At 65.9% G+C, this 23247-nt stretch carries 21 protein-coding genes and 1 tRNA gene; 11 read left to right on the forward strand and 11 right to left on the reverse strand.

Annotated features, from left to right (window positions below; all coding sequences use genetic code 11):
* Positions 1–3: 3 nt before the first annotated feature.
* The 8 genes from Q9235_RS16040 to map all read right to left on the reverse strand — a co-directional run bounded on the left by Q9235_RS16040 (position 4) and on the right by map (position 8577).
* Positions 4–2184 (reverse strand): putative bifunctional diguanylate cyclase/phosphodiesterase, encoded by a 2181-nt coding sequence (locus Q9235_RS16040; RefSeq protein ID WP_306222763.1) that lies wholly within the window; start codon positions 2182–2184, stop codon positions 4–6.
* 135 nt (positions 2185–2319) lie between these two features.
* Positions 2320–3069 carry a proteasome-type protease gene (locus Q9235_RS16045; RefSeq protein ID WP_306222764.1) on the reverse strand — a complete coding sequence of 250 codons (750 nt, stop codon included), beginning with the start codon at positions 3067–3069 and terminating at the stop codon, positions 2320–2322.
* Between the two features lie 58 nt (positions 3070–3127).
* Positions 3128–3955: a transglutaminase family protein gene (locus Q9235_RS16050; RefSeq protein ID WP_306222766.1), complete on the reverse strand. Its 828-nt coding sequence runs from the start codon at positions 3953–3955 to the stop codon at positions 3128–3130.
* 54 nt (positions 3956–4009) lie between these two features.
* Positions 4010–4951 carry an alpha-E domain-containing protein gene (locus tag Q9235_RS16055; protein ID WP_306222768.1) on the reverse strand — a complete coding sequence of 314 codons (942 nt, stop codon included), beginning with the start codon at positions 4949–4951 and terminating at the stop codon, positions 4010–4012.
* A gap of 73 nt (positions 4952–5024) precedes the next feature.
* Positions 5025–6440 carry a circularly permuted type 2 ATP-grasp protein gene (locus Q9235_RS16060; RefSeq protein ID WP_306222770.1) on the reverse strand — a complete coding sequence of 472 codons (1416 nt, stop codon included), beginning with the start codon at positions 6438–6440 and terminating at the stop codon, positions 5025–5027.
* Positions 6441–6647: 207 nt separating this feature from the next.
* A complete protein-coding gene (locus tag Q9235_RS16065) occupies positions 6648–7016 on the reverse strand; it encodes a DUF488 domain-containing protein (protein ID WP_306222771.1) in 369 nt (122 codons plus the stop codon).
* The gene (radC, locus tag Q9235_RS16070) at positions 7016–7759 is read right to left on the reverse strand and encodes a RadC family protein (RefSeq protein ID WP_306222772.1); all 744 of its coding nucleotides are present in this window, start codon (positions 7757–7759) and stop codon (positions 7016–7018) included. Before radC ends, Q9235_RS16065 begins: the two co-directional genes overlap by 1 nt.
* Positions 7756–8577, reverse strand: a complete 822-nt coding sequence (map, locus tag Q9235_RS16075; protein ID WP_306222774.1) for a type I methionyl aminopeptidase — start codon at positions 8575–8577, stop codon at positions 7756–7758. Before map ends, radC begins: the two co-directional genes overlap by 4 nt.
* 208 nt (positions 8578–8785) lie before the next feature.
* Here map and Q9235_RS16080 point away from each other — a divergent pair, with 208 nt between their 5' ends.
* The 5 genes from Q9235_RS16080 to gpt all read left to right on the forward strand — a co-directional run bounded on the left by Q9235_RS16080 (position 8786) and on the right by gpt (position 14494).
* Positions 8786–9967, forward strand: coding sequence for an HD-GYP domain-containing protein (locus Q9235_RS16080; RefSeq protein WP_306222775.1), 1182 nt, complete (start codon positions 8786–8788; stop codon positions 9965–9967).
* A gap of 64 nt (positions 9968–10031) precedes the next feature.
* Positions 10032–10883: an FkbM family methyltransferase gene (locus tag Q9235_RS16085; protein ID WP_306222777.1), complete on the forward strand. Its 852-nt coding sequence runs from the start codon at positions 10032–10034 to the stop codon at positions 10881–10883.
* A 93-nt stretch (positions 10884–10976) separates the two neighbouring features.
* Positions 10977–11744 carry a competence/damage-inducible protein A gene (locus Q9235_RS16090; protein ID WP_306222778.1) on the forward strand — a complete coding sequence of 256 codons (768 nt, stop codon included), beginning with the start codon at positions 10977–10979 and terminating at the stop codon, positions 11742–11744.
* Between the two features lie 318 nt (positions 11745–12062).
* A complete protein-coding gene (locus Q9235_RS16095) occupies positions 12063–13862 on the forward strand; it encodes a methyl-accepting chemotaxis protein (RefSeq protein ID WP_306222780.1) in 1800 nt (599 codons plus the stop codon).
* A gap of 122 nt (positions 13863–13984) precedes the next feature.
* On the forward strand, positions 13985–14494 hold the full coding sequence (gpt, locus tag Q9235_RS16100) for a xanthine phosphoribosyltransferase (protein WP_306222782.1): 510 nt from the start codon (positions 13985–13987) through the stop codon (positions 14492–14494).
* A gap of 10 nt (positions 14495–14504) precedes the next feature.
* On the opposite strand, the gene Q9235_RS16105 is transcribed toward gpt, so the two are convergent.
* Positions 14505–15398 (reverse strand): DMT family transporter, encoded by an 894-nt coding sequence (locus Q9235_RS16105; protein ID WP_306222784.1) that lies wholly within the window; start codon positions 15396–15398, stop codon positions 14505–14507.
* Between the two features lie 140 nt (positions 15399–15538).
* A complete protein-coding gene (locus Q9235_RS16110) occupies positions 15539–16132 on the reverse strand; it encodes a DUF2239 family protein (RefSeq protein WP_306222785.1) in 594 nt (197 codons plus the stop codon).
* Positions 16133–16323: 191 nt separating this feature from the next.
* Here Q9235_RS16110 and Q9235_RS16115 point away from each other — a divergent pair, with 191 nt between their 5' ends.
* The 3 genes from Q9235_RS16115 (at position 16324) to Q9235_RS16125 (ending at position 18752) form a co-directional block, all read left to right on the forward strand.
* Complete coding sequence (locus tag Q9235_RS16115; protein WP_306222786.1) at positions 16324–17889, forward strand: AMP-binding protein; 1566 nt, start codon at positions 16324–16326, stop codon at positions 17887–17889.
* 17 nt (positions 17890–17906) lie between these two features.
* A complete protein-coding gene (locus Q9235_RS16120) occupies positions 17907–18593 on the forward strand; it encodes a DUF1190 domain-containing protein (RefSeq protein ID WP_306222787.1) in 687 nt (228 codons plus the stop codon).
* A gap of 72 nt (positions 18594–18665) precedes the next feature.
* Positions 18666–18752: transfer RNA gene (locus Q9235_RS16125), tRNA-Leu, on the forward strand.
* Between the two features lie 48 nt (positions 18753–18800).
* Here Q9235_RS16125 and Q9235_RS16130 read toward each other — a convergent pair.
* Entirely contained in the window at positions 18801–19448 is a 648-nt protein-coding gene (locus Q9235_RS16130) for a DUF938 domain-containing protein (protein WP_306228304.1), read from the reverse strand.
* Positions 19449–19574: 126 nt separating this feature from the next.
* On the opposite strand from Q9235_RS16130, the gene Q9235_RS16135 reads away from it, so the two are divergent.
* The 3 genes from Q9235_RS16135 (at position 19575) to chrA (ending at position 23197) form a co-directional block, all read left to right on the forward strand.
* The gene (locus Q9235_RS16135; protein WP_306228306.1) at positions 19575–20837 is read left to right on the forward strand and encodes a hemolysin family protein; all 1263 of its coding nucleotides are present in this window, start codon (positions 19575–19577) and stop codon (positions 20835–20837) included.
* 132 nt (positions 20838–20969) lie between these two features.
* Positions 20970–21803, forward strand: coding sequence for a sulfurtransferase/chromate resistance protein (locus tag Q9235_RS16140; RefSeq protein WP_306222789.1), 834 nt, complete (start codon positions 20970–20972; stop codon positions 21801–21803).
* The gene (gene chrA, locus Q9235_RS16145) at positions 21800–23197 is read left to right on the forward strand and encodes a chromate efflux transporter (protein ID WP_306222791.1); all 1398 of its coding nucleotides are present in this window, start codon (positions 21800–21802) and stop codon (positions 23195–23197) included. Before Q9235_RS16140 ends, chrA begins: the two co-directional genes overlap by 4 nt.
* Positions 23198–23247 lie beyond the last annotated feature (50 nt).

Consider the following 23247-nt stretch of genomic DNA (forward strand, 5'->3'; position numbering starts at 1 on the left):
TCGTCAGGCGGCAGCGAGGATTTCGGCAAAGGGATTGTCGAGGCCGAGCAGGCGGTCGATCTCGGTCGCGGGTACGGCCTTGGAGAACAGGAAGCCCTGCAATTCGTGGCAGCCGATCGCCTGCAGGAAGCGGTGCTGCTCGGCGGTCTCGACGCCCTCGGCGCAGACGCGCAGGCCGAGCGCCCGCCCGAGATGGGCCATTGAATGGACCAGGATCGCCGACTCGCCCGTCGCTTCCATGTATTCGAGGAAGGAGCGGTCGATCTTGATCTTGTCGAAGGCGAAGCGGCGCAGATAGATCAAGCTCGAATAGCCGGTGCCGAAATCGTCAAGCGCGAGGCCGACGCCATGGGCGCGGATGTCCATCATGGCGGCTTCGGCGGCGTCGGCATCCTCGATCAGCACGCCCTCGGTCAGTTCGAGCTCGAGCTGGGCCGGGTCGAAATCCGTTTCCGCGATGGTGCGGATGACGTTGGCGACGAAGTCCTTGTGGCGGAACTGTATCGGCGAGACGTTGACGGCTAGGCGGATGCCTTTCCAGCGTCTGGCCTCGGTGCAGGCCCGCCGCAGCACCCATTCGCTCAGCGGCACGATCAGGCCGCGTTCCTCGGCGATGGCGATGAAATCCGAGGGCGGGATCATGCCATGGGCCGGGTGCTGCCAGCGCACCAGCGCTTCGACGCCGACGATGGTGGAGCCGTCGACGGAGACCTGCGGCTGGTAGTGCAGCATGAGCTGGTCGTTATCGATGGCATGGCGCAGATCGTCCTCGACCATGCGCTTGAGCTGCATCGAGCGGTTCATCTGCGATTCGAAGAAAGCGTAGCGGTTGCGGCCGCTATTCTTGGCTTCGTAGAGCGCGGTGTCGGCGAGTTTGAGCAGGGCCTCGCGGCTGGTGCCGTCGCGGGGCGCCATGGCGATGCCGATCGAGGAGCCGATGGTCACTTCGGCGCCGGTGATGGTGAAGGGCTCGGTGAGGCTGGCGAGAATGCGCTCGCCGAGCGCCGCGCAGCCGGCCGGCGTCGCCGAATGGGTCTGGATGATGCCGAACTCGTCGCCGCCGAGCCGGGCGACCGTGTCGCCGACCTGGACCGCGCCGGAAAGGCGAACGGCGACCTGGCGGATCAATTCGTCGCCGGCGGTGTGGCCATAGGTGTCGTTGACGGCTTTGAAGCGATCGAGATCGATCAGCAGCACGGCGAGGCTGGGGCCGTCATCATCCTGGATATGGGCCAGAGTCTGGTCGAGCGTCAGGTCGAAGCTGCGGCGGTTCGGCAGCAGCGAGAGTTCGTCCTGTCCGGCGAGGCGCTGGATCTGGCGCTCGCGCAATTCGATCTGCTCGGCCGAGGCGCGCAGGCGCTGGACGACGAAGACGAAGATCGCCGAGAACAGCAGGGCGACCGCGATGAGCGCCCAGAGGAAGCGGCGCAGCATCACGTCGCCCGGGCGGGCCGGCGACCAGGTCAGCCAAGCGCCGATCTTGCCGTCGGCAGCACGCAGCCCAAGCTTCGACAGCGCGTCAGTGGGCTGGGTGGTCGTGAGCTGGATGTCGGTGACGCGGTTGCGCTCCGCCAGCTCGGAGAGCAAGGCGCTCGACAGGTGCCGATAGGCGATGAAGGACAGCGGCGCCGAGCCGTTTTCGGAGGTGAAGGAGGCGATCCGGGAGAGGTCGATCGCCGTCAGAATCAGGGTCTCGTCGCCATCGGTGACGATCGTCGAGCGTGCCGCGCCGAACTGGGGCGTGACTTCATCGCCGATGAGGGTGGCGACGAAGGAATTTCTCGCGCCGCGCTGCAGGGCCTCGATATGATGCGGGCCGCTGCTCTTGGCATGATCCGCGGCGGCCGGGTTTTCGGCCCATGCCAGCACGGTTTCGCCGGTTCCGCTGATAAAGGCACCGTCGAAATCCATCAGTTGCCCGCTCAGGCGCTTCAGCGCGGCCTGCAGCGTGGCGGTCGCACCGGATTGCTGCAGGGCTTCAGGCAGGTCGCCGGCGGCGACAAGCCGTTCCAGCCTCAGTTCGTTCAGCTTGATCTGGGCGTTGACGGCGGCCTCGATGCGCTCGCCCTGGCGCTGGGCCTCCAGGCGATTGGCTTCGCGGGTGATCGCGACGACAACGCCGATCCCGGCGGCCATCAGCAGCAGGAAGGCGCAGCCCAGCGTCACCACGGTGCTCGCGAACATGCGAGCGGAGGAACCCGCATTCGTCATCTTCGCGGCATTGAATGCAGGCATTATCCGTCCAGGAATGGTCTTCGTGTTGCGACTTAAGGCCTGAATTATTGACATCCCGTTGCCTGAGAACGGGTTTTCAGGCGCTTAAGTCCCCGAAGGCGCATAGGGTGGGCGTGGAATGGCCATATGGGCGGCCCTGAGCGCAGCCGACCAGCGCTCGCGCAGATCGTGGAAATAGGGCTCGCCCGCTTCGATCCGGCGGTTGAGCTCGAAATCGTCGGCATCGCGCCGCATCACGATCAGGTCGATCGGCAGGCCGACGCCGAGATTCGAGCGCATGGTCGAATCCATCGAGATCAGCCCGACCTTCAAGGCGTCGTAGAGATGGGTCTTGTAGGTGACGGCGCGATCGAGGATCGGCTTGCCGTATTTGTGCTCGCCAATCTGCAGGAACGGCGAATCGATGCCGCATTCGATGAAGTTGCCGGCGCTGTAGATCATGAACAGCCGCATCGGCTGTCCCTTGATCTGGCCGCCGAAGAGCATGCCGATCTCGAACTTCACGCCGGCATCCTCCAGCGCCGCGCCGTCGATGTCGCGGACATGTCGGATGCAGCGGCCGACGAGCTGGGCGGCCCGGAACATCGAGCTCACGCTCTGCAGGGTGTCGAGCTCGCCGGTCTCGGGATTCGGCAGCCCTTCATGGAGAAAGCTCACCACCGACTGGGTGATCGAGAGATTCCCGGCCGTCATCAGGCCGAAATTGCGCTCGCCCGGCCAGTTGAAGACATGGAGCTTGCGGAAGGTCGAGATGTCGTCGAGCCCGGCATTGGTGCGGGTATCGGCGATCATGACGAGCCCATCCTGCACGAGGATTCCGGCGCAATAGGTCACGGGTTCAGTCCCTGTCTTCTTGCCCTGACTTCCCGGCCATCCTCGCCGGAAGGGGCGGCTATTGATTGGCGAAGCGGCCTTCGGCCTCGCGGGCACTGACGAGGACGTTGAGGTTCTCGCCTTCGCCGCCCTGGCGCGAGCCGCGAACCGGTGCGGCGTCCGCGTAGTCGAGCCCTATCGCAACACGCACATGCGTGTCGATCGGGCAGAGCGCATTGGCGCAGTCGAAACCGATCCAGCCATAGTCGTCGAGATGGACTTCGGCCCAGGCATGGGCGCCGTTGCCATGCGGCAGGCTGTCGGATTCTGCGACATAGCCGGAGACATAGCGGGCCGGCAGGCCGAGATGCCGGGCGCAGGCCATGAAGACATGGGCGACGTCCTGCGCGATCGCTTCGCGTGCCGCAAAGGCAGCGGCTGCGCCGACGCCGCTGCGTCCGCTGGCCTCGACGCAGTCCATGCGGTCGCCGACCGCTGCCATCAGTGCATGCATCCGCGAGAGCGGCGTGCCGGCGCCGGCCGTGACCTCCTCGGCGAAGCTGCGCAGGGCCTCGTCCTGCTCGGTGAGAAGCGTGTCGCGGCAATAGACCTCGCAAGGCACGCGCTCCAGCCCGCCGCGAACGGCGCCGGCGAGGTCGATCGTCTCGATCAGCCCATCGATGCGGATGGCGAGCGAGGAGATCGGGCCGTCTGCGTAGAATGAATGCACGATATTGCCATGGGCATCCTGCGAGGCGCGCAGGCGCCCGTCGACATTCGGCTCGATGCGCCAGGACATGACGTGCTGGCCGTCATGATCGCGCGGCGTCAAGCGCAGGATCTGCGTGATGTGGCGTGCCGGCTCGGCATAATCGTAGCCGATCGTATGGGAAATCCTGATCCGCATAATCCAGTCCGGGGCAGGGTTACGGCAGTCGCGCCGCGAACGCAGGCGAATGGCTCATTGCAGATATTGCTCGAAGATGGTGTTGCCGAGGCGGTTGTTCTCGGTGATGAACTCCTCGATGAACTCGTGCAGCCCGTGCTCGAAGACATCATCGATGCGGGTGTTGCTGAGATTCGCCAGCGTCTTGCGGGCCTGGCGCTGGGCCGGACCCTGGCGGCCATAGGCATCGCCTAGCGCGTCGAGGAAGCGGGAGATGTTCTCGTAGCAGGCGGCGAGCGAACGCGGCATGCGCCGGTTCAACACCAGAAGATCGGCGACGAGGATCGGCTTCACCGCCTCGCGATAGACCCAGTGATAGGCGGTCAGCGCCGAGACCTCGCGCAGCACCGTGGTCCACTGGAAATAGTCGAGCGAGCCGCCGACCTGCTCGTCGGCCGGCAGCAGCACATGGTATTTCACGTCGAGGATGCGGGCGGTGTTGTCGGCGCGTTCGAGATAGACGCCGAGCCGCGAGAACCAGTAGCTGTCGTCGCGCAGCATGGTTCGGTAGGCAGAGCCGTCGAAGACCAGCGAGACGTTCTTCACCCAATCGAGAAAGCGGGCGAATTCCTCGCGGTCCATGCGCTTCTTCTCGAAGCGCTGCAACTCCAGCCAGGCGCCGTTCAGCGCATCCCACATCTCCGAGGTCAGCGCGGTGCGCACGGCCCGCGCATTCGAGCGCGCCTGGGCCAGGCAGTTGCGGATCGAGGACGGGTTGTCCGGGCTGAAGGTCAGGAAGTCGCAGACATTGCGTTCATTGGCCTCGCCATAGGCCTTGGCGAAAGCCTCCTCGCAGCCGGCGGTGAGAACCGCGCTCTGCCATTCCGTGCCGGCGCCGCCATAGGTGGTCGGCAGGTTGGTCAGGCGCGTCGTCGCGTCGAGGATGCGGGCGAGATATTCGGCCCGCTCAACATAGCGGGAAACCCAGTACAGGCTGTCTGCGGTACGCGAAAGCATGGTCAGCGTGTGCCTTTCCGCGGGATGGCAGGCTGTTGCGAGAGAAGAGCAGGCGAGGACGTGGCCGGGATGCTCATGCGTCGAGCACCCAGGTGTCCTTGGTGCCGCCGCCCTGGCTGGAATTGACGACGAGCGAGCCCTCCTTGAGCGCGACGCGGGTCAGGCCGCCGGGCACGCAGGAGATACCGTTGGCGCCGGAAAGCACATAGGGGCGCAGGTCGACATGGCGTGGCGCCACGCCGGAAGCGACGAAGGTCGGGCAGGTCGAGAGAGCGAGTGTCGGCTGGGCGATGAAGCCCTCGGGTTGTGCCTTGAGCTTGCGCCGGAAGGTCTCGATCTGGGCCTTGTTGGCATGCGGGCCGACGAGCATGCCGTAGCCGCCCGAGCCGTTGACCTCCTTGACGACGAGCTTCTCCAGATTGTCGAGCACATAGGCATTGGCCTCGGGCTCGCGGCAGCGGAAGGTCGGGACGTTCTTCAGGATCGGCTCCTCGCCGGTGAAGAACTTCACGATCTCCGGCATGTAGCTGTAGACCGCCTTGTCGTCGGCGACGCCGGTGCCGACCGCGTTCGCCAGCGTGACGTTGCCGGCCTTGTAGGCGCCGATGATGCCGGGGACGCCGAGCACGGAGTCGCTGCGGAAGGCGAGGGGGTCGATGAAGTCGTCGTCGATGCGCCGGTAGATCACGTCGACGCGCTTCGGCCCCTGGGTCGTGCGCATGTAGACGATGTCGTCCTTCACGAGCAGGTCCGAGCCCTCGACCAGTTCGACGCCGAGCTTGTCGGCCAGGAACGAGTGCTCGTAGAAGGCCGAGTTGTACTGGCCGGGCGTCAGCAGGCAGATTGTCGGATCGGAGGAGGCGCTGCGCGGCGCGACCGAGCGCAGGGTCGCGAGCAACTGGTCGGGATAGTTGTCGACCGGCGCGACGCGATGAGTCGAGAACAGCTCCGGGAAGAGGCGCAGCATCACCTCGCGGTTCTCCATCATGTAGGAGACGCCGGAGGGCGTGCGGGCATTGTCCTCGAGGACATAGAAGGTATCGGCGTCGACGCGCACCACATCGATGCCGGCGATGTGGCAATAGATGTCGTGCGGAACCTTGAAATCGACCATTTCGAGCTGGTAGCAGGCGTTCCGATAGACCAGATCGGGCGGGATGATGCCGGCCTTCAGGCATTCCTTGGGGCCGTAGACATCGGCCAGGAACATGTTGAGGGCGGTGACGCGCTGGCGCAGGCCGGCTTCCAGCTTGGTCCATTCCGGCTTGGTCAGCACGCGCGGGATGATGTCGAAGGGGATCAGGCGCTCGGTCGATTCCTCGTCGCCATAGACCGCGAAGGTGATGCCGATGCGGCGGAAGAACAGCTCGGCCTGGCTTCGCCTCAATGCCAGCGTCTCGGGCGGCGCTTCCTTCAGCCAGCGATCCAGAGCCTCGTAGGCGGGCCTCAGCTCGGCTCCCGAACCGGTCATTTCATCGAATGCGACCATGCAGCCCTCTTCCCCGTTGAGGCCAGCCTATGCGCATTCGCTGGCGTTCGGGAAGAGGGAGAATATCCATGTAACTCATCAAATCTGCCTTTTTCACGGGCAGTATTGATCAGATAGAGTTTGCTTTGGATAATATCGGCAAAGATGATCCGGCTCGCTGAATGCGACGGTTCTTCCATCCTGCCGCGCGCTGCGGCTATGCCCTTGCTATTCTTGGACCGAAATCGTGCGGCCGTCCAGCCAGAGGCGGAGGGCCACCGCATTGTTCCGGTGTTCGTCCTTCGCCGCATAGAGCAGGACGACCGGGCCCTTCTTCCGCTCGGCGGCCAAAGCGGCGAGAGCCGCCTGCGCCGAGGGGCTGCCGAGCTCGGTCGCGTAGGCGGCGCAGAACTCGTCCCAGCGGTCGGGATGGCCGTGGAATTCGTGGCGCAGCGCGTCGCTGGGCGCGAGATCCTTGAGCCAGAGATCGGTCCGGTCCTTCGCGATGCCACGCGGCCAGAGCCGGTCGACGAGGACACGCGTGCCGTCGCCGGGGGCAGGGGCATCGTAGATGCGCTTCACCGTCAGGTTCGTCATCAGATCAGCCCCAGGCTGCGGAAGCTGGCATGGCCGTCGCGGCCGACGATGATGTGGTCATGGATGGCGATGCCCAGAGGCTTGGCGATGTCGACGAGCTCGCGTGTCATCCGCATGTCGGCGCCCGATGGCGTGGGGTCGCCCGAGGGGTGGTTGTGGACGAGGATGATCGCGGAGGCCGAGAGTTCGAGCGCCCGTCGCATCACCTCGCGCGGATAGACCGGGGTGTGGTCGACCGTGCCGGTCTGCTGAACCTCGTCAGCGATCAGGATGTTCTTCTTGTCGAGGAAGAGGATGCGGAACTGCTCGCGCTCGGCGAAGGCCATCGCCATACGGCAATAGTCGAGCACCGAAGACCATGAGGAGAGCACCGGCCGCTTGCCGACCGCGCCCTTGGCCATGCGCTTGAGCGCGGCTTCCACGATCTTGAGGTCGAGCGCGACGCTTTCGCTGACGCCGTCGATTTCGGTAAGCCGTGCTGCGGGGGCGCCCAAGACCTCCGCAAAGGAGCCGAAACGCTGGATCAGTTCCTTGGCGAGCGGTTTGACGTCGCGCCGGGGAATCGAGCGGAAGAGCAGCAGCTCCAGCAATTCGTAGTCAGGCAGCGTCTCGGCGCCCGCCTCCTCGAAGCGGCTGCGCAGGCGCTCGCGATGCCCGTGATAATGCGGCACCTCGGCAGAGGCGGCAGGCGAGGTCGCCTTGCGCGATCCCTTGCCTGTCCCCTTGCCGATGCCGGCGCTCATTTCGCGAGCGGATTGCCGAGGCCGGCGGGTGAGAGCGTGAAGATCTCGCAGCCCTGCTCGGTGACGCCGATCTGATGTTCGAACTGGGCCGAGAGCGAGCCGTCTTTTGTTACCGCGGTCCAACCGTCTTTCTTGACCCGAACGCCCGGCTTGCCGAGATTGATCATCGGCTCGATGGTGAACACCATGCCGGGCTTGAGCAGGATGCCTTCTCCGGGGCTGCCGTAATGCAGGATGTTCGGGGAATCGTGGAAGAGCTGCCCGATGCCGTGACCGCAGAAGTCGCGCACAACCGAGCAGCGCTCGTTTTCGGCATAGCGCTGGATAGCAAAGCCGATATCGCCGGTGGTGGCGCCGGGTCGAACCGCCTTAATTCCACGTTGCAGGCTTTCGTAGGCCACCGAGACTAGGCGAGATGCAAAAGGTTTCAAGTCGCCAACTGCAAACATTCGGCTCGAGTCACCGTGCCATCCATCCACAATTAGCGTGTAGTCAATATTCACGACATCCCCAACTCTTAACGGCTTATCGTTGGGAATTCCGTGGCAAACAACATCGTTGATCGAGGTGCAGATCGACTTGGTGTAGCCGCGATAGAACAAGGTCGCCGGATAGGCGCCGTTGTCCATGGCGAACTGGAAGGCGAGGTCGTCGAGGCGCTGGGTCGTGACCCCGGGCTTGACGTAGGAGCCGAGCATGTCGAGGCCCGCGGCGGTCAGCCGGCCGGCCTTGTGCATGGCGGCAAAGGCCTCGGGGCCGTGAATCTTGATGGCGGGCTCGCGCGAGCGCGAGCGGCCGATGGTATCTTCGAAGGTCATTGCGCGCGGAAAACTCCTCGCCTCATATCTATTGCGTTTGATGGCGCACGCAAGCCGGTCGTGAGCGGGGCGCGGCTGCAGCGCCTGCGCTGTCGCAGGTCAGCAATGCGCCTGTAATCGTTGTGGTGGCGTTGGCGGAATTGTAACGTTTTTGAGGCAAAGTGCCGCTGAACCTTTCGTCTGCCCCGGACCGATTCCCTTAGGACACATGAAAGCGTCTGTTTCTTCTCCGCTCGCCGATGCTTCGGACCCGACGCTGAGCGCGCTCGACCAGCTCTCGCTCGACCTCGCGATGGCGCGAGGCGTCGACGAGGTCATGGGCGTGGTGGGCCGCAATGCCCGCGGACTGACGGGCGCGGACGGCATCAGCTTCATCCTGCGCGACAACGGCCGCTGCTACTATGCCGACGAGGATGCCATCGCGCCGCTCTGGAAAGGACAGCGCTTCCCGATGGAGCGCTGCATTTCCGGCTGGGCGATGCAGCATGGCGAGGTCGTCGTCATCGAGGATATCGACCACGACGAGCGCATTCCCCACGAGGCCTACCAGCCGACCTTCGTGCGCAGCCTGGTAATGGTGCCCGTACGGCAGGACGATCCCGTCGCCGCGATCGGCGCCTATTGGGCGCATCGCCACCGGCCGGCGCCGGAGGTGGTGCGGGCGCTCCGGCGGATAGCCAACAGCGCCGCGGTCGCCATGACCAATATCGCGCTGGTGAACTCGCTGTCGGCAGCGCTGGAGGAGGCCGAACGGGCCAAGGATGCCGTCATTCTGGCCATGGCCTCGCTCGCGGAGACGCGCGACAATGAGACGGCCAATCATGTCCGGCGCACCCAGCATTATCTGCGGGTTCTGGCCGAGGGGGCGCGGGAGCGCGGGCTTTTCGTGGGAGAGCTCGGCGACGCGACGCTCGACCTGCTGTTCAAGTCGGCGCCGCTGCACGATATCGGCAAGGTCGGCATTCCCGACAGTATCCTGCTCAAGCCCGGCCCGCTCGACGAGGGCGAGCGTGCGACGATGCAGACCCATGCCGAACTCGGGCGCATCGCCATCGGCAATGCCGAGCGCTATCTCGGCGGCTCCAGCTCCTTCCTGCGGCTCGCCAAGGAGATCGCCCACACCCATCACGAGCGCTGGGACGGAACCGGCTATCCGCAAGGGCTTGCCGGCGAGGCCATCCCGCTCTCCGGGCGCCTGATGGCGATCGTCGACGTCTATGACGCGCTGGTCTCGAAGCGGGTCTACAAGGAGGCGATGACGCATGATGCGGCCGTCGCCGTGGTGACGAGAGAGCGCGGCCGGCAGTTCGACCCACGACTTGTCGACGTCTTCCAGGAGATCGCGCCCCGGTTCGGCGAGATCCACACCCGCTTCGCCGACGGCGGGTGATCCCGGGCCGCCGCGCATCCGACGACTGGCGCACGGGCGCGGCGAGGTGTATCAGGCTGGCGCAATGGCCATCATCGAACAGAATCCGGCGGAAGAGCGGCCTTTCGGCACCTTCGCGCCGAAAGCCTATCTCGCCCGCATCATCGCCCGGACGCGCGGGGCCTCCGACAGCTTCCTCGGGCGCAAGATCGCCTATGCGCTGCGGCGCCTCGGCCTGCGCGCGCTCGACGGTGCGCCGGTCGACATCGAGTCGCTGGGCGCGAAGATGCGCCTCTATCCGGACGGCAATGTCTGCGAGAAGCGCGTGCTGTTCACGCCGCAATATTTCGACGCGGTCGAGCGCGGACTGCTGGCGTCGCGGCTGCGCGAGGGCTTCACCTTCATCGATATCGGCGCGAACATCGGCGCCTATTCGCTCTTCGTCGCGGCCCGGGCCGGGCGGGGCGCGCGCATCCTCGCGGTCGAGCCGCAGCCCGAGATCTTCGCGCGGCTGGCCTTCAATATCGCGCAGAACCCGTTCGGAACCGTCAAGGCGGTGGCTTGCGCGCTTGCCGACAAGCCGGGCGAATTGACCCTGTTCATCGATCCGACCAATCGCGGGGAATCGAGCGTCCGCATCCTCAATTCGAGCGCCGGGGCCTCGGTCAAGGTGCCGGCCATGACGCTGCTCTCGCTGGTCGAGGGCGAGGGCTACGATCGCATCGATGCGATCAAGCTCGATGTCGAGGGTGCCGAGGACCTGATTCTCGAACCATTCCTGCGCGATGCGCCGCCGTCGCTATGGCCGGGCTTCGTGATCATCGAGGATTCGCGCCAGCGCTGGCAGACCGACCTGGCCGGCCTGCTCGAGCGCAACGGCTACAAGCTCGTCGCCCAGACACGGCTCAATCTGGTGTTCGAACGCAAGCCGGCCTGAGCGCGCCTGCGGCGCATGGCCGGGGCGCCCCTGCGGGTGCTTGAGCGCGTCGCACGGAACGCCTAGCTCTTGTGCGACAGTCAGGAGCGCCGCATGTCCTCGAACGAAACCGGTTCCGCCACCATCGTCACGGCCGCGATCCTGGTGATTGGCGACGAGATCCTGTCCGGGCGGACCAAGGACAAGAATATCGGCTACATCGCCGAATACCTCACCAATATCGGCGTCGACCTGCGCGAGGTCCGCGTCGTCCCGGATGTTGCCGAGGAGATCGTTGCTGCGCTCAATGCGCTGCGCGGCCGCTACACCTATGTCTTCACGACCGGTGGAATCGGGCCGACCCATGACGACATCACGGCCGATGCGGTCGCCGCCGCGTTCGGCGTAACGATCGACCATGATCCGCGTGCCGTCGCGATGCTGTCGGAACGGTTCTCGCCTGCGGAGCTCAACGAGGCCCGGATGCGGATGGCGCGCATCCCCGCGGGGGCCGATCTGGTCGCGAACGCGATCTCGAAGGCGCCGGGCTTTAACATCGGTAACGTTTACGTGATGGCCGGTGTGCCCGCGATCATGCAGGCGATGCTCGACGTCATCGGCCCGACCTTGCGGACAGGCGCGAAAATGTTGTCGGACACGGTGCAGACCGGGCTGCGCGAGGGCGATATCGGCGGCCCGCTGGCCGAGATCGCCAAGGCCCATCCAGCGGTTTCGATCGGCTCCTATCCATTCTGGTCGGAGACCGGGCCTGACACCAATATCGTCGTCAGGTCGCGCGACCCAGAGAAACTGCTCGCGGCAATGGCTGCGGTGAAATCCATGGTTGCTTTTGAAAAGCAGAATTCGGCCAATACAAAATAAAAAATACAACTTTTGCGATTTTTATACAACTTTACTGAGAATTTTTGTTTCTTATTTCAGAAAATTGATCTTTGGACGGTTCCCTGTCGTATATCTTAACGGCTTTATACCGTCTTTATGTGATTTTTCTACTAAAAGTTGAGTCGCAATCTAGGCGGCAACCATTCATAAACCGGTTGATGCGATATTTGAGGCGTGGCCGGACAGCATTCGGCTTCTCCTGTCGCGCTTCCGCGTCGCGGGCGCCCAAAAACGGCTTTCAGGACGGTGCTGGCCCGATGAAACCTCATGGGCGGGCTGCGCCGAGGGGGATCGCAGATGCCGCTCTTTTCCGGCCTTTTCTCGAATCGGCACGCCGCGGGTCAACTCGACGCGATCAACCGATCGCAGGCGCGGATCGAGTTCGATCTCGACGGCAAGATAATGGACGCCAACGAAAATTTCTTGTCGGCGATGGGCTACACGCTCGCCGAAGTGAAGGGGCAGCATCACAGCCTGTTCGTGACGCCCGAGGAGAAGGCAAGCCCGGCCTACAAGCAGTTCTGGGCCGACCTCGGCCGCGGCGAGTTCTCGCGCGGGCAATATCTGCGCATCGGCAAGGGCGGCAAGGAGATCTGGATCCAGGCTAGCTACAACCCGATCCTGGGAGCTGGCGGCAAGCCGGTCGGGGTCATCAAATACGCTTTCGACGTCACCGAGCAGAAGAACCGCCTGGCCGATCTCGAAGGGCAGCGCGCCGCGATCGACAAGGCGCAGGCCGTGATCGAGTTCGACCTGACCGGCAAGATCCTGAACGCGAACCAGAATTTCCTCAGCGTGCTCGGCTATTCGCTCTCCGAGATCGTCGGGCAGCACCACCGCATGTTCGTCGATCCCGCCGAGCGCGATACGCCGGCTTACCGCGCCTTCTGGGAGCGGCTGGGCAGGGGCGAATACGATGCCGGCCAGTATCGGCGCATCGGCAAGGGCGGCAAGGAGATCTGGATCCAGGCGAGCTACAACCCGATCCTCGATGCGCAGGGGCGGCCCTACAAGGTTGTCAAGTTCGCCTCCGACATCACTGCGACCTTCAAGGGCAAGCAGCTCGAAGCGGCCGTGCAGGAGACGAGCGCCGTGATCGACCGGGCCAAGGGCAAGGACCTGACCGGCCGCGTGCCGCTCGACGGCAAGAGCGGGGAGGTCGCTACGCTCTGCGCGGGCGTCAACGATCTGCTGGATACACTGGCGGAGGTGGTCGGCACGGTGCGCGACATCTCCGTCCGCATCGACAACGCCTCGCTCAAGATCACTTCGGACAGCCAGCAACTGGCCGAGCGGACCGAAGCCAATGCCGCAAGCCTGCAGCAGACCGCGGCGACGACCGAGGAGCTTGCCGCATCGGTGAAGCACAGCGCCGGCAATTCTAAGATGGCGGTCCAGCTTGGCAACGAGGCGAGCGAGGTCGCGGCCCGCGGCGGCGCCATCGTCACCGAGGCGGTTGCGGCGATGGGGCGCATCGAGCAGGCCTCGTCGGGGATTTCCGAGATCATCTCGATGATCGACGAAATCGCCTTCCAGACCAATCTGCTGGCTCTGAACGCCGCGGTCGAGGCGGCGCGGGCCGGCGATGCCGGGCGCGGCTTCGCCGTGGTGGCGACGGAGGTGCGTGCGCTGGCTGCCCGCTGCAGCGAATCCGCAAATGGCGTCAAGACGTTGATCGCGAATTCTGCGCAGCAGATTCAAGCCGGCGTCGGGCTGGTCAAGGATGCCGGGACGACGCTCGGCGAGATCGTCGGCGCGGCTTCCAAGGTCGCTTCGACCGTCAGCGAGATCTCGCAGGCGACGACCGAGCAGGCCAATGGCATCGACGAGATGGCCCGAACCGTCGCGCATATGGACGAGATCACGCAGCAGAATTCGCTGCTCGCCGAACAGAGCGCCAAGGTCGCCCGCGATCTCCAGCAGGAGACCGCGGCGCTCAGCACGATGGTCTCGGCCTTCCAGCTCGGCGGCGAAGGGCACAGACCGATGCCGCAGCTCGTCCATTCGGCTCCTGCGGCTCCACGGGCGACGGCGCCGGTGATGCGGGGCCGGCGCGTTGCCGGCGGCGGCACGGCCGATGGCTGGGCGGAATTCTGAGGCGGGTTATCGACGCTCGGTTGGGGATGTTCGGCGCGTGCCTCTTGTCAGGCGCGCGCCGATAGGCTTTTCGGTCTGAAACCGGCGCCTTCTCGCGTCGGGCCAAGTCCGGAGCGCTGTCCATGGCCGAACCGTCCTCGAACAAGGCTTTCCCGGTTTCCTGGGATCAGTTCCATCGCGATGCCCGCGCGCTGGCGTGGCGTCTTGCCGAGAAGGGCCCCTTCGAGGCGATGGTCTGCATCACCCGCGGCGGCTTGGTGCCGGCAGCGATCATCTGCCGCGAGCTCGGCCTGCGCATGATCGAGACGGTCTGCGTCGCGAGCTATCACGACTACAAGAACCAGACCGAGCTCAAGGTGCTCAAGGACGTCGCGCCGAACATCAAGGCGATCGGCGACGGCAAGGGCAAGGGCGTGCTGGTGGTCGACGATCTCACCGATACCGGCAAGACGGCCCGCGTCGTGCGCGAGATGCTGCCGAACGCCCATTTCGCCACGGTCTATGCCAAGCCGGCCGGCGTGCCGACGGTCGATACCTTCATCACCGAAGTCAGCCAGGACACCTGGATCTATTTCCCCTGGGATATGGGGCTCTCCTATGTCGAGCCGATCGCCAAGGGGCACAAGGGCTGAGAGGCCGCGTTCAGCCCACCGAGGGCGAGCGGAAGGCAACCAGCATGCCGGTGACGACGATTGCCATGCCGACGAGCTCGGTGGTGGAGGGCACTTCCGCCAGCAGAAGGGCGCTGGCGGCGGCGGTTGCGATCGGGACCAGCGGCAGGAACAGCGTCGCCCTGGCTGCACCCAGGGTCTCGACCGAGCGCGCATAGAGATAGAGCGCGACGACGCCGACCAGCACGCCCTGGTAGAGCGCCTGCAGCAGAAGCTCCGCGAAGGGCGCCCGGGCCATATGGATCGGCAGCAGCAGCGCCACGATCACGAGCAGCGGCACCGAGAGGATGCATGAGGCCGCGGTGACCTCGAGCGAGCTCACGCCCCAGCGCCGGGCGAGCAGGCCGAAGATCGCCCAGAGGAAAGCGATCAGGACGAAGAGCAGGTCGCCGATCCAGGCATCGGGCCGGGACGGTGCCAGCGCGAGCGCATCGCGCGAGAAGATGCCGATGCCGAGCACGATGATGCCGAGGCCGATGAGCCGCATCCGCCCGGCGCGCTCGCCGGTGACGAGGAAGATCAGCAAGGCCGTGAAGACCGGAATCAGCCCGGGCGAGATGATCGAGGAGTGCAGCGCCGGCGCGAACGAAGCTCCGGCGACGAGGATCAGGCTGTAGAGCGGCCCGATCAGCAGCGCCATCACCCAGGCGCGCGGCCAGCCGAGCGAGCCGACCGGAAAGGGGCGCATGTGCCGGAGTGCCCAGGGCAGCAGCACGGCGGCGGCCGAGACGAAGCGCAGGATCGTGACATCGGCCGGCGTCAGGTCGATCAGCATAGCGTGCCGCGATACGACCGACTGGACGCCCCAGATCAGCGCGGTCAGCAGGCCGCAGAGAATGCCGAGCCATTGTGCGCGGGAGGTCATGACGGTGCGGCTTTCGGCAGGGCGACGCGGGCGGCGAGGTTTCAAGGCGCTGCTATGCCCGCGCCGTGCCCGGCCAGCAACCCGCTGCGGGAGCGAGGCCGGGATGCTTTTGGAACAAGCAATGCTGCTTGCGCTGGGCGCTATCCGCCGTCCGCGAGATGATCGCCGGTCAGCAGTTTCTCCGTATGGGTGCGGATGTCCTGCGGCCATGTCCGGCTGTGTTCGGCGAAACGCTCGTCATCTCCGGCGAAGAGGGCACGCGAGGCTTCCTCGAAGCCTTCGCGGTCGCCCGCCATGGTTGCGATGAAAGCATAGGCGGCGGCTTGCGCAGCGCGTGTCCGGCTGCGACCTCCATCCGCCTTGCGGGCCTCGTCGACGAGCCGGCGCAGGGCTTGCGAGGCTCCGCCCGGTTGCAGGGCGAGCCAGCCCCAATGGCGCGGCAGCAAGGTCACCTCGCGGGCGACGACGCCGAGTTTTGGTCGCCCCCGGCCTCGTGGCGCGTCATCGCTTGCCGCCGCAGCGTTATCGCGAGACGTATAGCGTGCCGCGATCTCGGCTTCGCTCCCGCGCAGGTCGAGGTCGACGACCTTTCCCGTCGCATCGTCGAAGACGAGAATCGCGGCGGCTGGGTCGGCTGTCAGTACAGCCCTCACGGCCAGTGCCACGGTCGCAAGCGGGCCGCCGGCGATGCGTGTTGCGTCATGGAAGGCTGTATGGGGCGTAGGCTCGGACATGGGGCTCCTCGAATGCGGGATTATTATCCGGACGAATTCGTTATTGCAATATGATCCGGGTAAAATATTTAGCCTGGCGCCGGCCGACGCCTCGTCCGCGAAAGAGGCCGAGTGCCGGCCCGGCTTTGAAACCGGCGCCGATCTCACTAGTTTAACCGGTAGAGGAAACGCCGACGGGAGACGCGCCAGACATGGCCGCCACCAGCTTCGACGCCGCGGGCGCGCGGATCACCATCTTCCGCGCCCTGCTTCAGACCATCGCCCGTCACGGCAAGGGCCGGATCGCGCTCGAAGATCCGGAGCGCCAGCCGATCACCTACGGTCGGCTCGTGCTCGGCGCGCTGGTATTGGGGCGCAAGCTCGCTGCGCTGACGGCGCCCAAGGAGCAGGTCGGCGTGCTTCTGCCCAACATGCAGGGCATGGCGGTGACGCTGTTTTCGCTCTTTGCCTATGGCCGCGTGCCGGCGCTGCTGAACTTCACGGCCGGCGTCCGCAACCTGCGCGCGGCGGCCGAGCTGGCCGAGCTCAAGACCATCGTCACTTCGCGCCGCTTCGTCGACCAGGGCAAGCTCGACGACGAGATCGCAGCGCTCGGCGAGGGACGTCGCGTCGTCTATCTGGAAGATGTCCGCAAGGAGATCACCAGCTTCGACAAGGCGCTCGGTGCCATGCAGAGCCTCGCGCCGGGGCTCGTCCATCGCGCCCATGAGGCGCAGCCCGACGATATCGCGGTCGTCCTCTTCACCTCCGGAACCGAGGGCAAGCCCAAGGGCGTGGCGCTGAGCCATGCCAATATCGTCTCTAACGCCAGGCAGGTCTTCGCCCATGCGGCCGGCGCGATCTCCGAGCGGGACGTGTTCATGAATCCGCTGCCGGCCTTCCATTCCTTCGGGCTGACGGCCGGGCTGATGGTGCCGCTGCTGCACGGCATGAAAGTCGTGCTCTATCCGAGCCCGCTGCACTACAAGCAGGTGCCGAAGCTGATCGGCGACATGAAGGCGACCTTCCTGCTCGCCACCGATACGTTCCTTCAGGGTTACGCGCGCGCTGCGGAAAAGGACGATCTCGACAGCGTGCGCTATGTCGTGGCCGGCGCCGAGCGCGTAAAAGCCGAGACCAAGCGGATGTGGGAGCCCTACGGCACCACCATCCTCGAAGGCTATGGCTGCACGGAGTGCTCGCCGGTGCTTGCCGTCAACACGCCGGCCGCGACCCGGGAGGGAACGGTCGGCAAGCTCCTGCCCGGCATCGAGGCCAAGCTGGAGCCGGTCGAGGGCATCCATGAGGGCGGCCGGCTCACCGTGCGCGGGCCGAACGTCATGGCCGGCTATCTCGACCCCGAGCAGCCCGGCCGGATCATCCCGCCGGAAGGCGGCTGGCATGATACCGGCGATATCGTCGTGATCGAGGACGGCTTCATCGCGATCCGCGGCCGGGCCAAGCGCTTCGCCAAGCTCGGCGGCGAGATGGTCTCGCTCGCGGCGGTCGAGACCATGGTCGCCAAGGTCTGGCCGGACCAGAACCATGTCGTCGTCTCGCTGCCCGACCCGCGCAAGGGCGAGCAGCTAGTGCTGGTCACCGAGACGCCGCATGCCGACCGCGCCGCGCTGCAGGAGGCGGCGAAGCAGCAGGGCTTTCCGGAACTTTGGGTTCCACGCGCGATTCTGGTGACGCAGGCCATCCCGGTGCTGGGAAACGGCAAGATCGACTACGGTTCGACGCGGGAGCTCGCGGCATCGCGGAGGTCGCTGCTGTGAGGCCGCTCCGCTGCCTTATGGCCACAATCGTAATCCTATTGCGCCGGATGATGATTCCGGGTTCCGCTCTGGCGCTGCTGCGCGTCGCCACTCTCGCTCCCGCCCTGTCGCTGACCGGCCCCTCCGATCTGGCGGCACAAGCACAGGCCGCGCTCTATGTGCGCCGCGACGAATGCGTCGAGGCGGGCAAGCTGACGGCGGAGCAATGCGAGTTCGCCTATCGCAACGCCCGTGCCGAGTTCGAGCAGGCGGCGCCGCGCTATGGCTCGCGCGCGGCCTGCGAGCGCAACCACAAGCGCTGCGGCGCGCAGATGATCTCGGCCGGCGGCTGGGAATCCTTCGGCAAGGGCGGTGCGAGCTATGTTCCGCGCTTCGTCGGCTTGCGCGTCACCGGCGAGGGCGCGGCGCGCCGGGCGGTGCCGGTGGTCGAGGGCACGGCCAAGGTCGCTTTCGCCGGGCGTCCGGTGACGGAATTGCAGGACAAGGTCTCCGGGCGGCGCGGCATCATCGGGCAGGCCAGCAGCGCCGGGCGCGGCGCGCATGGCCAGACCGGGCAGGGCGCTACGCCCTATATCAAGCGCGGTGACCGCGACGATACGGTGCGCGTGCCCATGGAGGAGAAGGTGATCGGCTCGGATGTGAAGCCCGGCCTCTATGTCGATCCCGACGGGGTCGAGTGGTACAAGCCCGCCCGCCGGCGTTGAGCGACAGCGCGGCTGGAGCGCGATCCGTGAGGCTTGCGCCGGCTGCGCCTGCCGGCTATCGCTGTGCGGCTCGCGGACGTGGCGAAACTGGTAGACGCACGAGACTTAAAATCTTGCGCCTTCAAAGGCTTGCGGGTTCGAGTCCCGCCGTCCGCACCATCCGGCCCCTGGTGATTCCGACTTGCGGGATCGTGCGATTCCGATCGGTCAGGCCTTCCTGAAGATCACGCTCAGATTGTTTGCGGGCATCTCGATCACCTCCGGCGCGCCGAAGCCATTGATCGTGCCGAGCGCTGTAACAGCTTCGAGATCGCGCAGGCCCCAGGCCGGGTCGCGCCCGCGCAGGCTATCGTCGAAAGCCGCGTTGCTCGGCTCCAGCGGCCGGTCCGGGCGCTTATAGGGGCCGTAGAGATAGAGCGGCTGTCCCTGCTTCAACAGCCGGCCGGCATGTTTGAACAATCCCTCGGCCGCGGCCCAGGGCGCGATATGGATCATGTTGATGCAGAGGATGGCGTCGGCGGTTTCGATAGGCCAATCCGACGCCCTGGCATCGACGACCAGCGGTGGGAGAATGTTGCCGAGGCCGGATTCCGCCGTCCAGGCCGCGATGCTGGCGACCGCGTCCGGTGAGGGGTCGCTCGGCTGGAAGCTCAGGCCGGGCAGGGCGCCGGCGAAATGCACGGCATGCTCGCCCGAGCCGGAGGCGATCTCCAGCACGATCCCGGACGAGGGCAGGATATTGGCCAGGACGGCGAGGATCGCATCGCGATTGCGCTGCGCCGAAGGCGCGCGCAGGCGAGGGTCGGCACCGGCCTGTGCCTCGGTGGTCGGCTGCCAGAAATTGGGTTTGCTCATCATCCGCTCACAAATCTTTCGTCCGGCCCATCGCGTTGGGGCCATGATCCGCTATAAGGGGCGAGGAAGCGGGCCGCCATATGTCGTGGCTTCGCAGCAAGCAGGCTGGTTTTGTTAACCGAAATCCTGATCGTCGTGGCGCTGACGATCGTCAATGGACTCCTCGCCATGTCGGAACTCGCCGTGGTTTCGTCGCGCACGGCGCGCCTCAAGGTTCTCAGCGATCAGGGCAGCAAGGGCGCCGCAACCGCGATGCGCCTCGCGGAAGATCCCGGTCGCTTTCTCTCCACCGTTCAGATCGGAATCACGCTCGTCGGCGTGCTCTCGGGCGCCTTCTCCGGCGCCACGCTCGGCGCGCGCCTGTCGGAATGGCTGGGCACGCATGGTTTCTCGCCATCGGTATCGGATACGCTCGGCGTCGGCGCCGTCGTCGTCGCGATCACCTATCTCTCGCTGATCCTCGGCGAACTCGTTCCGAAACAGGTTGCGCTACGCGATCCCGAGCGGGTGGCGGCGCGGGTCGCTCCGGCGATGTCGCTGCTCTCGAAGGTCGGCGCGCCTGTGGTGTTCCTGCTCGATATCTCCGGCAAGGCGGTGCTGCGCCTGCTCGGTCAGAAGGGCGAATCCGAGGAGAGAGTCACCGAGGAGGAGGTGCGCACCATCATCGCCGAGGCGGAGACCGCGGGCGTGCTGGAGCGTGACGAGCGCGAGATGATCGCGGGCGTGATGCGCCTCGCCGACCGCTCGGCCAGGGCGTTGATGACGCCGCGCCGCGAGGTCGAGGTGATCGATCTCGAGGACAGCGCCGAGGAAATCCGCGAGCAATTGCGCGCGACGCGCCGCTCGCGCCTGCCGGTGCAGGATGGCGAGGCTGATGCGATTGTCGGCGTTATCCTCGTCAAGGACCTGATCGAGTTCCTTCAGACCGGCGAGGTGCAGGACCTGCGCGCGTTGGTGCAGGAGGCCCCGATCGTGATGGATACGGCCGACTCGCTGCATGTGCTGCGCGAAATCCGCTCCAGCCGCGTGCATATGGCGCTGGTCTTCGACGAGTACGGCCATTTCGAGGGCATCATCACGCCGGGCGACGTGCTGGAGGCGATCATCGGCGTCTTCCAGGAGGAAGAGGAGGGCGAGCCGGCCATCGTGACCCGCGCCGACGGCTCCTATCTCGTCGCCGGCTGGATGCAGGTCGACGAGTTCTCGCACGAGCTCGGCATCCCGATCCCGCGCGATGCCGATTTCCAGACGGTCGCCGGCTTCATCCTGGCCGAGATGAACCATCTGCCGAATGTCGGCGAAAGCTTCGACAAGGGGCATTGGCGCTTCGAGGTGGTCGATCTCGATGGCCGCCGCATCGACAAGATCCTGGTCAGCCGGATCGAGTGAGCTGCTGCCGGCGTTGACGCCGGCGGAGCCTGCATGGTCTATTGGGTGCCAAGGGGTTCCATCGCGACGACCCCGTGAGGCTTCGGCCCAATGTTCGCGTCCAACTTCCTCGCTTCAGGATGGACGCAAGCCATGTCTTCCAACGAACAGATCACGGTCGCCCAGCTCTTACGGCTGGTCGGCCTTCCCGATGCGCCGGCGATCATCGATGTCCGCATCGACGAGGATGTCGCTGCGGATCCCGTCTTCCTGCCGGGCTCGGTTCGCCGCGACTATCGTACTGTCGCCGATTGGGGCGCTGATTTCGTCGGACAGCGCCGCGTGGTGGTGGTCTGCCATCGCGGCCTCAAGCTCAGCGAAGGCGTCGCCGCCTGGCTGCGCCATCTCGGCATCCCCGCGGAAGCCCTTGAGGGTGGGCATCAGGCCTGGCGCCAGGCCGCGGGGATGCTGTTCTCGCCGGAGCATCTGCCGCGGCCGGGAGCGTCAGGCGGCAGCGTCTGGGTGACACGAGCGCGGCCGAAGGTCGATCGCATCGCCTGTCCCTGGCTCATCCGGCGCTTCATCGACCGGCGGGCCGTGTTCCTCTTCGTCGCGCCGTCCGAGGTCGAGGCGGTGGCCGATCGCTTCGGCGCCACGCCCTTCGATATCGACGGCGTGTTCTGGAGCCATCGCGGGCTGCTCTGCACCTTCGACACGATGATCGCGGAGTTCCGGCTGGCGTCGCCGGCGCTCGACCGATTGGCGCGGATCGTGCGAGCGGCGGATACCGCGACGCTGGAGGCCGAGCCGCAAGCCGCCGGCCTGCTCGCGGCTTCGCTCGGGCTGTCGCGCATGTACAAGCACGATCTCGAGCAGCTCGAGGCCGGCATGCTGCTCTACGACGCCTTCTATCGCTGGTGCCGCGATGCCGGCGAGGAAACCCATAACTGGCCCGTGCCGAAGCCGGCCGGGGAGGCGCAGCGATGAGCGTCGCGGAAACGGAGGTCGCCATGGCGGTGCAGCCGACGGAGCGATTGCCAACGCTCGGCGAGGCGACACGCATCTGGGCGAAGATCGGTTTCCTGTCCTTCGGCGGGCCGGCCGGCCAGATCGCGCTGATGCACAAGGAGCTGGTCGAGGAGCGCCGCTGGATCGGCGAAGAGCGGTTCCTGCATGCGCTGAACTACTGCATGCTCCTGCCGGGGCCGGAGGCACAGCAGCTAGCCGTCTATATCGGCTGGCTGATGCACCGGACGATCGGGGGGCTGATCGCGGGGCTGCTCTTCATCCTGCCGGGCGCGCTTGTGATGCTTGGCTTGAGCATCCTCTATGTCACCTGGCGTCATGTCCCGCTGATCGACGGGGTGTTCTTCGGCGTGAAGGCGGCGGTGCTATCCATCGTCATCGAGGCCGGCCTGAGGATCAGCCGCCGGGCGCTGAAGACCGATGCGATGGTGGGCGTCGCTGTCGCGGCCTTCGCCGGCATCTTCCTGTTCAAGCTGCCGTTTCCGCTCATCGTGCTGCTGGCGGGGCTCGCGGGCTGGTTCGGCAACCGCATCAGGCCCGGCTGGTTCGGCAAGGCGAATGCGAATGGCGCTGCGGATACCGCGGACGAGGGGCTTCTAGACGGGCTGCTCGCGCGAGGTGAGCTCGCCCATGTGAAGCCCTCGGCGAACCGGGCCGTGAAGATACTCGTGGTCTGGCTGCCGCTTTGGCTCGGGCCTGTGGCGCTGCTCTGGCTGGTTGCCGGCTCGGCCAGCGTCTGGACGCAGATCGGCGGCTTCTTCAGCGCGATGGCGGTCGTGACCTTCGGCGGCGCCTATGCGGCTCTGGCTTATGTCGCGCAGGCGGCGGTCGACGGCTTCGGCTGGCTTGCGCCCGGCGAGATGCTCGACGGGCTGGGCCTCGCCGAGACGACGCCGGGGCCGCTCATCCTCGTGCTCGAATTCGTCGGCTTCCTCGCCGCGTTCCGGACGCCGGGCAGCCTGCCGCCGCTCGTCGCCGGCGGGTTCGGGGCACTGCTGACGGTCTGGGTGACATTCGCGCCCTGCTTCCTCTGGATTTTCCTCGGAGCGCCCTATGTCGAGGCCTTGCGTGGCAACCGGGCGATTTCGGCGGCGCTCGGTGCGATCACCGCCGCCGTGGTCGGCGTCATCGCCAATCTCGCGCTCTGGTTCGGGCTGCATGTCCTCTTCCGCGAGGTCTACAGCCTGTCCTTCCTCGGCATGAGCCCGGAAGTGCCCGTCCTAACGTCGCTGGACTGGCGCGCGGCGCTGTTGGCCGCAGCGGCGGCCGTCGCGCTGCTGCGCTTCAAGCTCGGAATGATGCCGGTCCTGGCGATCTGTGCTGTCGCCGGCATCGTCCTGAAAGGCGGGTTCTGAACTTCAGCTTTGCATCGGCCTTTCCGAAAACCGCATTCCACTTTTCGGGC

This window comes from Bosea beijingensis, assembly GCF_030758975.1.
GTDB classification, from domain to species: Bacteria; Pseudomonadota; Alphaproteobacteria; order Rhizobiales; family Beijerinckiaceae; genus Allobosea; species Allobosea beijingensis.